Origin of the sequence: Winogradskyella sp. PE311 (assembly GCF_046545555.1) — a bacterium.
Lineage (GTDB): Bacteria > Bacteroidota > Bacteroidia > Flavobacteriales > Flavobacteriaceae > Winogradskyella.
This window is the reverse complement of record NZ_JBHZTH010000003.1, coordinates 181,493-194,186: the sequence shown is the minus strand read 5'-3', so window position 1 is coordinate 194,186 and position 12,694 is coordinate 181,493. Positions and strand designations below refer to the sequence as shown.

Below are 12,694 nucleotides of genomic sequence, written 5' to 3'. Positions count from 1 at the left end.
TTGCAATTTCACTGCTGTAAAAATAGTACTTTTGTTAATATGATATCACATCCAAATAACTCTGTTATAATTAGTACTTATAATCAGCCACAATGGTTAGAGTTAGTTTTAGATGGTTATAATATTCAAAGCACTAAAGACTTTGAGATAATCATAGCCGATGATGGATCTGACGAGAGAACTAAAGATGTTATTGATAATTTTAAATTACGAACGAATATAAAAATTGTTCATGTTTGGCAAGTAGATAATGGTTTTCAGAAAACAAAAATTTTGAATAAAGCCATTGAAGCTTCAAATGCGCAGTATCTTATTTTTACTGATGGCGATTGTATTCCTCGTAAGGATTTTGTTGCACAACACAGTCTTTTAAAACGAAAAAAGAGCGCACTATCTGGTGGTTATTTTAAGCTTACAGAAAACATTTCTAAAGAAATTACGAGAGAACTTATTATTGCCCAAAAATGTTTTAAAAAGGATTGGTTAATAGTAAATGGCCAACCAAGGAGTTTTAAATTAAATAAATTGACAAAATCGAAATTTACAGCTAATTTTTTAAATACAATAACACCAACAAAAGCTACTTTCGACGGTATGAATGTATCTTGTTATAGGGCCGATATAATAGCAGTAAATGGATTTGACGAACGCATGCATTATGGAGGTGAAGACAGGGAAGTAGGTGAAAGAATGATGAATAATGGCATTAAATTTTTACAAATTAGATATAGTGCGATTTGTTTACATTTGTATCATAATAGGCCTTATAAAAATATAGAAGCTACACTTTTAAATAAAGAAATAAGGCAAAAGACAAGGCAGAACAAGTCTAAATGGACAGCCTTTGGTATAAAGAAATAGGTATATGCAGAAACCCGAAATTTCGATCATTATTAGTACATATAATTCTGAAGACTGGTTAGAAAAAGTCATGTGGAGTTATGAGGCACAGAATTATAAGAATTTTGAAATGATTATTGCAGATGATGGCTCAAAACAACCAACTCTTGATCTTATTGAAAAAATGAAATCTGAAGTAAGTTACTCTATCGTGCACGTTTGGCATAAAGACAATGGGTTTCAGAAATCACAGATTTTAAATAAAGCTATATTAGCTTGTAGTTCAGACTATATTCTCATGAGCGATGGAGATTGTATGGCACGAGCGGACTATGTTGAGGTGCACATTAAGGAGCGAGAAGAAGGTTATTTTCTTTCTGGTGGTTATTTTATGCTACCTATGACTATTTCTAAACTTATAACAAAGGATGATATCTTATCGCAACGATGCTTTAATGTAAAGTGGTTAAAGTCTCATGGTTTAAAGTCTTCATTTAAAAATAATAAACTAACTGCGAAAGGGTTTTCTAGACAGTTCTTAAATACTGTAACTCCAACAAATGCAAGTTGGAATGGTCACAACTCATCAGGATGGAAAAAAGATATTGTTGCCGTAAATGGATTTGACGAACGTATGCAATATGGAGGTCAAGATCGCGAACTGGGAGAGCGTTTATTTAATTTTGGATTAAAGTCTAAGCAGATAAGATACAGTGCTGTTTGCCTGCATTTAGATCATCCAAGGGGCTATAAAACAAAAGAGTCCATCGATAAAAATCTAGCGATTAGAGCCACAACAAAAAACGAGAATAAAAATTGGACGACTTTCGGAATAGAAAAAAATTAACTTAAACGTTTTAAAAAATCTTTTAATTCTTGTTCAAAAAATGAAGGACTAAATTTTTTATATAGTTCGAAAGCTTTCGTTTTTAGCTCTTTTGGATGTGTGGTTTTTGCGTAATGCTGACTCTGGTAGTCCTTTAAATGAATAGAAACATGCTTGTTGCCTTCATCAAACATGTTCCATGCTTCTTTTTTAATCCAAGGTGAAAAAATAGTAAATGTAGGAATCATTAAGGCTTTGGCCATATTAATTGCCCCTCCTTCGTTACCAATTAAGGCATCACAATGTGTTGTCATTGCCAAGAAATCTCTAAGATTTTCACCAAAGACATTAAAATAGATATGTTCTTGAGTTTTTACCGAGCATAATTTTAATAAGGCTCTTGCATCATCTTCTTGTTTAGGTATATAATTAAATATTATTTGACTATTTGGTTTAGTGTCAGCAATATTATCAATTACTTTGGCCATAAGCTCTAGAGGATACGTTTTGTTACTTCCGCTTCCTAAAACTCCTAACATGTAAAGTGGCTTATTAAGATCAATCGAATTAGATTCTAAAAACAGTTTGGCATTCACCTTTTCAGCATCTGTGATATAAATTTTTGGTCTTACAATTTTAGAAACCTCAATATTTAAAGGTTTTAATAATTGTAGCCTGTTTTCTATTGCCAAACCTGCATTAGTTTGTGCAGTTGATTTGTATTTAACTCGATTATTAAAAATAAAATGGTTGTGACCTTTATCTATAGAGATTTTAATATCCGCCTTAGAGCGCATAGAAATAATCTGACTCGAAATCTTAGAGTAGACATCAATAAGCACATCAAAATTTTCTTTTCGTAATTGATTAGCAAATTTCAATAATTTGAGCTTACTCTTTTCGTGCTTTGGAGTAAAAAAATGGAACGTATCTATAAAAGGGTTTTCTTTAACAACAGGATAGGTGTGCGAATTTATTACATAGTGTAATTTAGCACTAGGATATTTTTGCTTTATGGCCTCAAACAAAATGCTTGTAGCCAAAACATCACCTATCATTTTCTGTTGTATGATTAAGATTTTCATTTACACGGCGACACCATACTCACGTAATGCATCGTTTAAAGATGTTTTCTTATCGGTACTTTCTTTACGTTTTCCAATAATTAATGCACAAGGAACTTGGAATTCTCCCGCCTTAAAGTTTTTAGTATAACTTCCTGGTATAACAACAGAACGTGCAGGTACTCTTCCTTTCATCTCAACCGGTTCGTCACCAGTTACATCAATAATTTTGGTACTCATAGTTAATACAACATTCGCACCTAAAACCGCTTCTTTTTCTACACGGACTCCTTCAACTACAATACAGCGGCTGCCAATAAAAGCACCATCCTCTATAATAACCGGTGCTGCTTGCAAAGGTTCTAATACACCACCTATACCAACTCCGCCCGATAAATGTACATTTTTACCAATCTGAGCACAACTACCAACAGTTGCCCAAGTATCTACCATAGTACCTTCGGCTACATAGGCTCCTATATTAACATAACTTGGCATCATAATAACACCTTTAGAGATATATGCTCCATGTCTTGCCACAGCGTGAGGAACCACTCTTATGCCTTTATCAGCATAACCACGTTTTAGTGGTATTTTATCATGGTACTCAAAAACACCAACTTCAAATGACTCCATTTTCTGAATTGGAAAATAAAGAACAACAGCTTTTTTAACCCATTCATTCACTTGCCAGCCATCTTTTACAGGTTCAGCGACTCTAAGAGTGCCTTCATCAATTAGGTTTATTACGCTTCTTATAGCATCTATAGTTACTTGGTTAGTTAAAAGGGAACGGTCTTCCCATGCATTTTCTATTACGGATTGTAGTTGTTTCATCTCTTAAAATTTTAACCAAAGATAAGTCGATAATAAGGCTTCAGAAAGTATTTTAAAATAATTGTGACCTCATAAAAAATGTAGTGTCTTATTATCAGTTAAGTGCGAGGATTATTTATTTCTATAAATATCTAAGAATTTAATTGATAGCTAATTTCGAAAACCCCTCTCCCCTTAAGTTTGAGGGGTTTTCTTTTTTTAATTATTAAAACAAATGTGACTTAGTTAAAACTTTAGTGTCTTATAATTGATTAACACATTGATTTGTTTATAGAGGGTAATAAAATCAAGACTTAATTGATAGCTAATTATTGAAAAACGCTTCTTCTTGCTAAGAAGCGTTTTTTATTATATTATCTTTACGATCAATGGGAAGAATCTTAGCGATAGACTATGGTACAAAACGGACAGGATTAGCTGTAACTGACGAAATGCAAATTATTGCCTCAGGATTGACTACTGTTAATACTAAAGATCTAATTTCATTCTTAAAAAAATATGTTTCTAACGAAAATGTTGAAAAATTTGTTGTAGGAGAACCAAAGCAAATGGATAACACGGCTTCAGAAAGTGAGGTTTATATTCAGAAGTTTTTGATGCAATTGACAAAGTCGATACCTAATATTCCAATAAAGCGGGTAGATGAACGTTTTACGTCAAAAATGGCTTTTCAAACTATGATAGATAGTGGGCTAAAGAAAAAGCAGCGTCAAAATAAAGCGTTGATTGATGAAATAAGTGCTACGTTAATACTACAAAGTTATATGGCTTCTAATTCTTAAATAAGAATTGTATTTTTGCACCCGAAAAAATAATTAGAATATGATATTACCAATTGTAGCTTATGGCGATCCTGTTTTAAAGAAAGAAGCGAAAGAGATTGATAAGGATTATCCGAAGTTAAAAGAACTCTTAGAGAACATGTATGAAACCATGTATGGAGCATATGGTGTTGGTCTAGCAGCGCCACAAATTGGTTTACCTATTAGAATATTTTTGGTTGATACGGAACCATTTGCCGATGATGAAGATTTGTCTGAAAAAGATAGAGAACAAATGAAGAATTTTAAAAAGACCTTTATAAATCCACAAATTTTAGAGGAAGAAGGAGATGAGTGGGCTTTTAATGAAGGGTGTTTAAGTATTCCTGATGTGAGAGAAGATGTATTTAGAAAACCTAGAATAAAAATTCAATATCAAGATGAAAATTTTGAAACACATGTTGAAGAGTATGATGGTTTAATTGCTAGAGTTATTCAGCACGAATACGATCATATCGAGGGAGTTCTATTTACAGATAAGTTATCGTCTTTTAAAAAACGTCTAATTAAGGGAAAGTTGACAAATATTTCGAAAGGAAAAATTAAAATAGATTATAGAATGCGTTTTCCTGCAATGAGCAGAAAGCGTTAATACATTATATATGAGTTTAGATAAAATTTTATCCATTTCTGGTAAACCAGGATTATTTCAAATTGTAACACAGACAAGAACAGGTGCTGTGGTAGAATCTTTAGTAGATAAAAAGAGACTTACAGTCGGTGCGCACAGTAACATAAGTATTTTAAGCGAAATTGCCATCTATACTTTAACAGAAGAAGTACCATTAAGAGATGTGCTTAAAAAAGTTAAAGAAAAAGAAAATGGAAAACAAACTGCTATCAGTCATAAAGATGGAAAAGATACGTTAGAAGAATTCTTCTTTGAAGTCTTACCAGATTATGATGAAGATCGCGTATATCCGTCAGATATTAAGAAAGTAGTTCAGTGGTATAATTTACTGCAGAAAAACGATTTATTAGGTACCTTAGAAACAGAAGAAGATTCTACTGATACTTCTGACGAAGAAGAATAGAAATGTCTGATAAAACTAATCAGCTTAAAGCCTTTGAACGTTTGCTCAATATTATGGATGAGTTGCGAGAGCAATGTCCGTGGGATAAGAAGCAAACAATGGAGTCTCTTCGTCACTTAACTATTGAAGAAGTTTACGAGCTAGGAGATGCTATTTTAGATAACGACTTAGAAGAAGTAAAAAAGGAACTCGGAGATGTATTGCTACATATCGTTTTTTATTCTAAAATAGGAAGTGAAACAAGTGATTTTGATATTGCAGATGTATGTCATAGTATTTGTGATAAGTTGGTAGACCGACATCCACATATATATGGAGATGTTATTGTAGCAAATGAAGAAGATGTAAAACGTAATTGGGAGCAACTTAAACTAAAAGAAGGTAAAGCAAGTGTTTTAGAGGGTGTTCCAAAAAGTTTACCAGCTATGGTCAAAGCAAATCGTATACAAGATAAAGTTGCAGGTGTTGGCTTTGATTGGGAAAAACCAGAACAAGTTTTTGAAAAAGTAGAGGAGGAGCTTGCAGAACTCAAAGTAGAAATTCTAAAAGGGGATGCTAATGGCATTGAAAATGAATTTGGCGATGTTTTATTTTCTATGATTAATTATGCTCGGTTCTTAAAAGTTGACCCGGAAAACGCTTTAGAACGAACCAATAAAAAATTCATCAAACGTTTTCAATACCTAGAAAGTAAAGCTAAAGATTTAAATAAGTCTCTTAAAGATATGACACTATCTGAAATGGATATATTCTGGGAAGAAGCAAAGTCTTTATAACCTTCTAATATTCATAAATAGTGGTAATTCAATAAATGTGATGCTATTTATTGCAATTAACTTCTACGATATCTAACGTTAAAATTATCAAAAAAACAAAAGTAAAAACATCTAAAAGTAATTTCTCTGCGTAATTAAGGTATAGAAACAAAAAACGTTTTTATAATCTTAGTAGGAGATCTTAATTATTATTTAAGCGGTTGTAATTAAGGTTAATTTAGTTTAGTTAGGGCAAAACCCATCAGTTGGTAACTGATGGGTTTTGATTTATAACTAACTATACATTCCACGAATCTTAATCAACTTAGCTTTCCAAGTATCTAAATCTTTTTTGTGATTGTCTATATTTTTATGCACATCTTTTACCAATGGATTATCAGAATCTACATTAGAGAAAAACTGCAAGTTGTTTTCTAACTGTGTAATTTCAGATTGTACCTCTCCAATACGTTTTCTAATAAAGTTTTGTTCATTATCTAGTAGCCTAGTATCATCAGAATCAGCAAGATTCTCTAATTTACTTTCAAACTTTATCATTTCTAACTTAGACTTATCCATCTTAAGCTTATCGAAAGCATCATCAATGGCTTTATAGAATTTACCATCAATATATCTTTTATTTTGAGGTACATAACCAACTGTTTTCCATTCAGAGATTTTAGCCTGTAAGGTTTTTATATCCGTTTTAGGATCATCTGACAATTTTAATTCTTTTAAGGCGTCTAATAGTTTGGTTTTTTTATCGAAGGCATCATATAAATGTTGATCCTTTGCTTTACGCTCAGCATTCATTCTATCAAAGAAGTGATTACAGGCTCCCTTAAATTGTTTCCATATTTTATCGCTATCACGTCTAGGTACGTGCCCTATTTTCTTCCAGTCGTTTTGAATTTTCTTCATCAAAGGAGTTACATTGACAAAATCATCACTCTCTTTATGTTCTTCAGCAATTTTAATAAGCTCTTTCTTCTTTTGTAAGTTGGTGTATTGGTCTTTCTTTAATTCTTTATAGAATTTATTTTTTCCACGATTGAATTTTCTAACCGCATCTTTAAATTTTGCCCAAGTGGCTTCATTTACCTTTAGAGGCACTTTCCCTGCTTTGAAGAATGCATCTCGCAAAGTTTCAACTTCCTTAATCTTGTTTTGCCACGCACCATGAGCATTGGTCTCGTCATCAGCTATCGCTTGTATCTGAGATATAAGTTCTTCCTTTCTTTCTAGATTCTTTTGGTGGGCTTTATCTAAATCGGCATAATAGGCTTGTCGTTTATCATGAATTGCTTTTGTTGCATTACTAAAGCGTTCCCATATTTCGTCTCTATGTACTTTAGCTACAGGCCCTAGTTCTTCTTTCCAAAGTTTATGGAGTACTTGTAATTCTCGAAAAGTGCGATTTGTATTGTTATCAGTAACAAGTTCTTCAGCACGTTCTATAATCTTAATTTTTTGCTCATAGTTATGCTTAAAGTCCATGTCTCTTAAATCATTATTAAGATGTAAGAAATCATAGAAACGTTCAACGTGATGGTGATAGGTGTTCCAAGCGTTATTGTATTTATCTCTAGGAATTGGTCCGGCATTACGCCATTTTTCTTGAAGTTCTTTAAAGGTTTTATAGGTAGTACCCATATTTTCTTCTACAGAAAGTAAGCCTTTGATGTCCTCTATTATTGATAATCTATTTTCAAGGTTTTGCTTTAAATTTTGCTCACGTTCCTTGTAATAAGAACTTATAGATTGTTTATAGTCTTTATAAAGTTGATTAAATAATTTCTTAGTATCGTTGGTATAATAAAAGTCAATCTCGTTACCGCCGTCATTTATAAATTCTTCCTTTTTCTCCTCGAGTAACTGACTGTATTTGCCATTAAATTCTGATTTAATTTCATTAACTTGTTTAGAAATTGTCTGCACTTTGTGGTGCTTTAAAAGCCTATTTAATTCAGTTGACAATTCTTGCATTGACATGGAGTGGTAGTCCTTTTCTTCCACATCATGCCGTTCGACATTAGATTCATCTTCAGCATCCTCTGCGTTTGAGGCTTCAATTTCGTCAACATGCTCAATAGGAGTCTCAGAAGATTCTTCTGTTAATTCTTCTTTTTCTGGGTTAACTGCAGCTATGTTATTACTAGTAGTTCCAGCCTCTGGGTTTGTTTTTTGTGTAGGAGTAGACTCTTGTGATTCTACTTCGTTTTTTCCATCTGCATTTAGCAGGTTATCGTTCTCAGACATATGTCGTTGTTTTTATAAGGACGTTAAAGATAGTAACAACTCCGTGAAATAAAAAGGAAATAGAAGCTTAGCTCAGTATTAAGACTTATTCCAAATTTCCCAAGATTTTTCGGCTTGTAGTTTTAACATTTCTAAACCATTAATAGTTGTAGCGCCTTTCATGTCTCCACAACTGAGAAATTTAGTTTGTTCAGGATTGTAAATTAGATCGTATAATATGTGCTTGTCTGTAATACCTTCATACGGTATATCTGGGCAAAAATTTACGTTAGGAAAAGTACCTATCGGTGTACAATTAATAATAATATTATATGTGGATATTATGTCATCAGTTAAATCTGAATATAAAAATTTCACTCCTTCTTTCGGAGAACGCGAGACATAATCATATTGAATTTTTAGCTTTTTAAGCGCATATGCAATAGCCTTTGATGCGCCACCAGTACCAAGAATTAAAGCGTGTTTATGATGCTTTTTTAAATGTGGTTTTAATGAGTTTTTAAAACCATAATAATCGGTATTATATCCTATGAGTTTTTTATAACGAGTGATTCTGATGGTGTTAACCGCTCCGATTTTACGAGCACGCTTATTTAAATCATCTAGCATAGGAATGACCTCTTCTTTATATGGAATTGTAACATTTAAACCTTTTAGATTATTTGTATTAAGAATAATATCGTCTAATTTTCCAATACGCTTTAAGTCAAAGTTAACATAGGAATGTAATAAGCCTTTTCGCTCAAATTTTTTAGCAAAATAATCTCTAGAAAATGAATAGGATATATCTTTACCTACTAAACCGAATTTAAATTTTGACTTTTCTTGTTTGTTGTCCATACCATTCTAATCCTAATACTATAAGGATGCCTAAGCTAATATATGAAATTGCAATGTAAGTTTGCGTATTGAATTCGGGCAAATACCGTTGGTAATTTTCAATGATGTGTTTTCCTGTAGAGTCTAAAATTAGTGCACCTTCAGAATTAACTTTGTAAATCGTTTCTTTCCAAGGCCATACCACACCTAATGAGCCAATAATAAATCCCATTATAGTTGCAAGTGTTACACTCTTATATTGTTTTAAAATATAGCTTAATATGTGAGAAAAGGTTACTAAACCAGTTACAGAGCCCAAAGTAAATATGCCTAAAACTTTAAGCATTCTTACACGTGCTTCATTTTTTATAAATTCAAAATCACCACTAAAGATATCAAAAATTGTATCATATAAGGCATTCACAGAATCTACTAAAAGCAATACATAATTGCCTAGTAGAATAAGAATAAAAGATCCAGAAAACCCAGGAAGAGTCATTCCAGAGACACTAATTATACCACAGAAAAAAACAAAGATTAGGTTATCATTTTCAGTAGCAGGATCTAAAAAACTAATACTAAGACCAGCAGCAGCACCTAAAAAGAGAGCGAAAATTGTTTTTCTTTTCCATTCACCAAAATCTTTACTAATATAATATATGGAACCTAGAATCATTCCAAAAAACAAACTCCATACATACAATTGATAATGTACTATTAAATAATCTAAAACCTTAGAAACACTGAAGTAACTAATAATCATTCCTAAGAAAAGTAAGCTTAAAAAGTGACCGTTAATGTAATTATAAAAACTTTTTATACGACCATTGAATAGGAGTTTAAAGGCCTTTTTGTTAACACGTTGAAGAGAATAAATAAATTCTTCATAAAACCCAGCAACAAACGCTACCACACCACCAGATACGCCAGGTACTTTATTAGCTGCGCCCATAGCCAAACCTTTAATGACGAGAAATATGTTGTCTTTTAAAGTTCTAGAGCCAGGCATTAGGCCTTATTTTTTTGTCTCCCTAAACTTTCTAAAATGAGAATAGCTGCGAACCCAATAACAATGAAAACTAACGCCATTACAATTTGGTTATCTCCATCGTAGGATGTTGGTAGAATACTTTTGTCTAAAAGTGTAACCTCTACTCCTTCTGAGTTGACACGGGTTTTTAAAACTTCTTTCCAAGGCCAAATCTTGTTTAGAGAGCCAATCATAAAACCAGTTAAAATGGCTAGAGTTAAGTTCTTTTGATGCTTAAACATCCAATTGAGTGCTTTAGAAAAGACTTTGAGTCCAACAATGGCTCCTAACGCTAAAAGAGCAAATTTAAATAATGCATCTTTAAAAAGTTCCATATTCCCTGTTGATAATCCTTCAATAAGATTATTAATAGTGTCAATAGCTGTTTGGTATGCACCTAAAATTAATAAAATGAAGGCGCCAGAGACACCAGGAAGTATCATTGCTATAATTGCTATAAATCCGCAAAATAATAAATAAATAGAGCTATCTGGTGAAGCAAAAGGTTCTGCTAATGTTATAAAATACGATAATACAGATGTGACTATAACCGCAATAATAACTTTTATAGACCAACCTTTAATTTGCTTTGCTATATAAAGAATACTTGCAAGTACCAAACCAAAAAAGAAGGACCATAATAGTACAGGTTCATTATGTAATAACCATTTTATAATTTTTGCCAGAGAGAGGATACTAATAGCAATACCAGAAAATAATGCCAGAAGGAAGTTTCCGTTTATAGAATTCCAAGCAGTTTTAAAACCCTCTTTTTTCCATACTTTAAAAACATCTAGTCCAACTTTATCAATGCTTTCAAGAAGCTCTTCGTATATGCCAGAAATAAAAGCAATAGTTCCTCCAGAAACACCAGGTACAACATCTGCTGCACCCATCGCAATGCCTTTAAATGTTATTAATAAATAGTCTATTAAACGTCTTTGCATTTCTTTATATTATGGTAATGCTAAGGTATGATTTTTTATTAATTTGAGGTGTTTTTAGAATCTGAAATAATAGCTCTAATCATCGGTCTATCGTTAAGGCTTGGAAATAATTCGGAAATTATAAAACTATAATCTTTATTAAGTCTTACAGCATTTTTTAGATGAAAACGGCCTTCTTCTGACTTAAGCGTTGTAAAATATAAACCTCCTAGACGATATTCAATCTCGGCATTTTCCGGATAGAATTCAGTAGCTTGAATTAAGTTGTAAATAGCAGCTTCATATTCACCTAAAGCAGTTAGAATATCTCCTCTATCGAGCCAAGTCTCTAATTCATAATTCCCTAAATCTAATGTACGTTTATAGCCAATTTCTGCTTCTTCAAGAAAATTTAATCGCTTATTAATAGTTGCAAAAAGTTTCCAGTATAAAACATTTTCGCCGTCAATATTTACAGCCTTATTAATGTAATGAAGCGCTTTTTGATAGTTTAAACGTTTCATGTAGAACTTTGTAATGGCTATCCAACCCTTATCTAATAGCGCATCCTCATCAATAGTCTTTTTAAAGAATTGTATTGCAAGATCATCTTGTTCTAATTTATCATAACAATAACCAATACGTAATAAAGCAAAAGAAGTAGGTTCATCTAAGGCTAAAGTTATTTTATAATTCTCAATGGCTTCGTCGTACTGCTTTAATTTTTCTAAAATCTTCCCTTTTTCAATATAAGCACTGACAAACGTGTCGTCAGAGATTATTGCGAAATCAAAAGCAGCATTAGCTTTAGAATAATCTTTAATTGTAAAGTATTGACGTCCTAATTGGTGCCATGCTACCTCACAATAAGGGTTTCTATCTAGGAAGTTATTAAGGTAAGTTATGGCTTCTTCATTTTTATTTAAAAAATCATAACAATAAACTATGTTGTGCAGTGCAGAATAATCAGAGATGTCAGAGTCTAAACATTTTTTGAAATAGATAATAGCATTTTCAAATTGATCTAAAAAAAGATATTCCATACCAACTAAAGCGTATAGATCTGCATCTTCATTTGGTGTACTAGAAATATCAATGGCAATTAGTAAGGTGTTTATTGCTTCTTCGTGTTTATCTTGTTTAGAAAGAACATTTGCTTTTTGAATGAATATTTCTTCGTTATTTGGTTCTAAATCATGAAGCATATCTAATACATCATCAGCTTCAGAAAATTTATTTTCAATCACTAAAATTTCAACTTGAAATAATCTTAAATTTATTGAAGAAGGGTGTTGTTCTAATCCTAACTTAATGGCCCTTTTAGATAAAGCTATTTTACCATTTTCTAAGTAATGGTGAATAATATTTTCGAATTCACTAGAATCAAAAAACAAAATATCATTTGTTTTAAGCATAGATTCAAATCGAGTAAGCGGAAATTTTTCGTCGTCTTGACTATAATTCATAAGCAGTTTAAATATTC

Annotated in this window: 13 protein-coding genes; 6 read left to right on the top strand and 7 right to left on the bottom strand. The window is 32.0% G+C overall.

What is annotated here, in order from left to right; all coding sequences use genetic code 11:
* Positions 1-39 precede the first annotated feature (39 nt).
* Positions 40-861, top strand: a complete 822-nt coding sequence (locus tag ACFWU4_RS12075; RefSeq protein ID WP_411128208.1) for a glycosyltransferase family 2 protein — start codon at positions 40-42, stop codon at positions 859-861.
* Positions 862-865: 4 nt separating this feature from the next.
* Positions 866-1,687, top strand: coding sequence for a glycosyltransferase family 2 protein (locus ACFWU4_RS12070; RefSeq protein ID WP_411128206.1), 822 nt, complete (start codon positions 866-868; stop codon positions 1,685-1,687).
* On the opposite strand, the gene ACFWU4_RS12065 is transcribed toward ACFWU4_RS12070, so the two are convergent.
* Together ACFWU4_RS12065 and ACFWU4_RS12060 are read right to left on the bottom strand one after the other, a co-directional pair.
* On the bottom strand, positions 1,684-2,751 hold the full coding sequence (locus ACFWU4_RS12065; protein ID WP_411128204.1) for a glycosyltransferase family 9 protein: 1,068 nt from the start codon (positions 2,749-2,751) through the stop codon (positions 1,684-1,686). The genes ACFWU4_RS12070 and ACFWU4_RS12065 overlap by 4 nt on opposite strands.
* Positions 2,752-3,567: a 2,3,4,5-tetrahydropyridine-2,6-dicarboxylate N-succinyltransferase gene (locus tag ACFWU4_RS12060; protein WP_411128203.1), complete on the bottom strand. Its 816-nt coding sequence runs from the start codon at positions 3,565-3,567 to the stop codon at positions 2,752-2,754.
* A 368-nt stretch (positions 3,568-3,935) separates the two neighbouring features.
* Between ACFWU4_RS12060 and ruvX the strand changes: the two genes are divergently transcribed.
* Genes ruvX through mazG form a run of 4 tightly spaced genes read left to right on the top strand, consistent with a single transcriptional unit; the run spans position 3,936 to position 6,198 of the window.
* Complete coding sequence (gene ruvX, locus ACFWU4_RS12055) at positions 3,936-4,349, top strand: Holliday junction resolvase RuvX (protein ID WP_411128201.1); 414 nt, start codon at positions 3,936-3,938, stop codon at positions 4,347-4,349.
* A 40-nt stretch (positions 4,350-4,389) separates the two neighbouring features.
* On the top strand, positions 4,390-4,980 hold the full coding sequence (gene def, locus ACFWU4_RS12050; protein WP_411128199.1) for a peptide deformylase: 591 nt from the start codon (positions 4,390-4,392) through the stop codon (positions 4,978-4,980).
* A 10-nt stretch (positions 4,981-4,990) separates the two neighbouring features.
* Positions 4,991-5,422, top strand: coding sequence for a DUF5606 domain-containing protein (locus ACFWU4_RS12045; RefSeq protein ID WP_411128197.1), 432 nt, complete (start codon positions 4,991-4,993; stop codon positions 5,420-5,422).
* A gap of 2 nt (positions 5,423-5,424) precedes the next feature.
* Positions 5,425-6,198: a nucleoside triphosphate pyrophosphohydrolase gene (gene mazG, locus ACFWU4_RS12040; RefSeq protein WP_411128195.1), complete on the top strand. Its 774-nt coding sequence runs from the start codon at positions 5,425-5,427 to the stop codon at positions 6,196-6,198.
* Positions 6,199-6,471: 273 nt separating this feature from the next.
* On the opposite strand, the gene ACFWU4_RS12035 is transcribed toward mazG, so the two are convergent.
* The 5 genes from ACFWU4_RS12035 to ACFWU4_RS12015 all read right to left on the bottom strand — a co-directional run bounded on the left by ACFWU4_RS12035 (position 6,472) and on the right by ACFWU4_RS12015 (position 12,677).
* A complete protein-coding gene (locus ACFWU4_RS12035) occupies positions 6,472-8,436 on the bottom strand; it encodes a DUF349 domain-containing protein (RefSeq protein ID WP_411128193.1) in 1,965 nt (654 codons plus the stop codon).
* 78 nt (positions 8,437-8,514) lie between these two features.
* Positions 8,515-9,276, bottom strand: coding sequence for a shikimate dehydrogenase family protein (locus ACFWU4_RS12030; protein WP_411128191.1), 762 nt, complete (start codon positions 9,274-9,276; stop codon positions 8,515-8,517).
* Positions 9,245-10,264 (bottom strand): DUF368 domain-containing protein, encoded by a 1,020-nt coding sequence (locus ACFWU4_RS12025; protein WP_411128189.1) that lies wholly within the window; start codon positions 10,262-10,264, stop codon positions 9,245-9,247. Before ACFWU4_RS12025 ends, ACFWU4_RS12030 begins: the two co-directional genes overlap by 32 nt.
* Positions 10,264-11,232: a DUF368 domain-containing protein gene (locus ACFWU4_RS12020; RefSeq protein WP_411128188.1), complete on the bottom strand. Its 969-nt coding sequence runs from the start codon at positions 11,230-11,232 to the stop codon at positions 10,264-10,266. The genes ACFWU4_RS12025 and ACFWU4_RS12020 overlap by 1 nt, the downstream gene beginning before the upstream one ends.
* Before the next feature lie 38 nt (positions 11,233-11,270).
* The gene (locus tag ACFWU4_RS12015) at positions 11,271-12,677 is read right to left on the bottom strand and encodes a tetratricopeptide repeat protein (RefSeq protein ID WP_411128186.1); all 1,407 of its coding nucleotides are present in this window, start codon (positions 12,675-12,677) and stop codon (positions 11,271-11,273) included.
* Between the last annotated feature and the right edge of the window lie 17 nt (positions 12,678-12,694).